General features: G+C 76.0%; 1 protein-coding gene. It reads right to left on the bottom strand.

Features of this window, described 5'->3' with window-relative positions; translation table 11 throughout:
• On the bottom strand, positions 1–1,286 hold a 1,286-nt coding region (locus SACPADRAFT_RS32730), incomplete at both ends, for a polyketide synthase dehydratase domain-containing protein (protein ID WP_007027656.1).

The following is a 1,286-nucleotide window of genomic DNA, read 5'->3' as shown; positions in this document are numbered from 1 at the left end:
GAGGTCCGCGGCGCCGGGCGCGTCGGGCCCGCGACGGCTGGCGAGCACGAAGCTGCGGACACCGCGCCGCGCGAGGTGCTTGGCGACCTCGGCGCCGAGGGTTCCGGTGCCGCCGGTGACGAGCACCGTCGCGTCGGCGGGGAACGGGTCACCCCGACCGGCGGCGCTGACCCGGACCAGCCGGGGTGCCTGGAGGACGCCATCGCTGACGCGGGTCCATGCCTCGTCCGACGTGGGCAACAGGACGGAGTCGGGGGTCTCGACGACGGCGAAGCGGCCCGGGTGCTCGGCGGCGGCGGTGCGGGTCAGGCCCGCCGCGCCCAGTCCCCCGGGGTCGGGGTGGACGGCGAGGGTGAGCAGGCCGTCCGCCCGGTTCGACCAGGCTTGGAGCAGGGGAAGGACGTCGGCGGGCGTCGTTCCCGCCGGGCAGCGGACGGTGAGGGGGGCGGGAAGGTCGGTGTGCGCCCCGGCGAGGTCCACGGGGATGGCCCCGATCGACGGGACCGGAGCCCACTCGAGACGGTACAGGGGTTCGGCGGGAGCGGTGCGGTCCTCGGGGCGGAAACCGAGGCGTTCGGCGGTCAGCACCGGGGCACCGTCGGGAGTCGTGACCACGAGCCTGACGGCGTCGGGGCCCGCCGGGGTGAGGCGGGCACGCACTGCGTGGGCATCGGTGGCGTGCACGGTGACGCCTTGCCAGTCGAAGGGCAGGGCAGGGCTGCCGTCGGCGGTGGCGAGGGCATGCAGGACGGAGTCCAGCAGCGCCGGGTGCACGCCGAAGCCCCGCACGTCGCCGTCGGTCGACGCCTCGGCCAGGATCTCGTCGCCGTGCCGCCAGGCACGGGCCAACCCCCGGAAGGCGGGGCCGTAGTTGATGCCGCCCTCGGCGAACCGGTCGTGCAGGCCGTCGAGCGCGAGCTCCTCGAGCTCAGCGGGCCACTCCGCCATCTCGAACTCGACCGGCTCGGCGTGCAACGTTCCGCTGGCGTGCCGGACCCACTCGTCGGGGGAGTCGCACCGGGCGAACACCGTGACGGGCCGCGAGTCTTCCCCCGCGCCCACGGAGACCTGCACGGTGGCGGGCACGGGCAGCGGTTCGTGCAGGGTCAGCCCGTCCACGTGCGGGACACCCGTCTGCCGGCCTGCCGCCAGCACCAGGTCGAGCAGCGCCGTTCCCGGCACCACGACCCGGCCGCCGACCACGTGGTCGCCCAGCCACGGCGCGGTCGACGTCGACAGCCGGCCGGTCAGGACGACACCGTCGTCGGCGGCGAGCGTCAGTGCCG

The sequence above is a fragment of the Saccharomonospora iraqiensis subsp. paurometabolica YIM 90007 genome (assembly GCF_000231035.2).
Classification (GTDB): domain Bacteria; phylum Actinomycetota; class Actinomycetes; order Mycobacteriales; family Pseudonocardiaceae; genus Saccharomonospora; species Saccharomonospora paurometabolica.
Note: the sequence above shows the minus strand (reverse complement) of the source record. Positions and strands in the feature narration are given on the sequence as shown.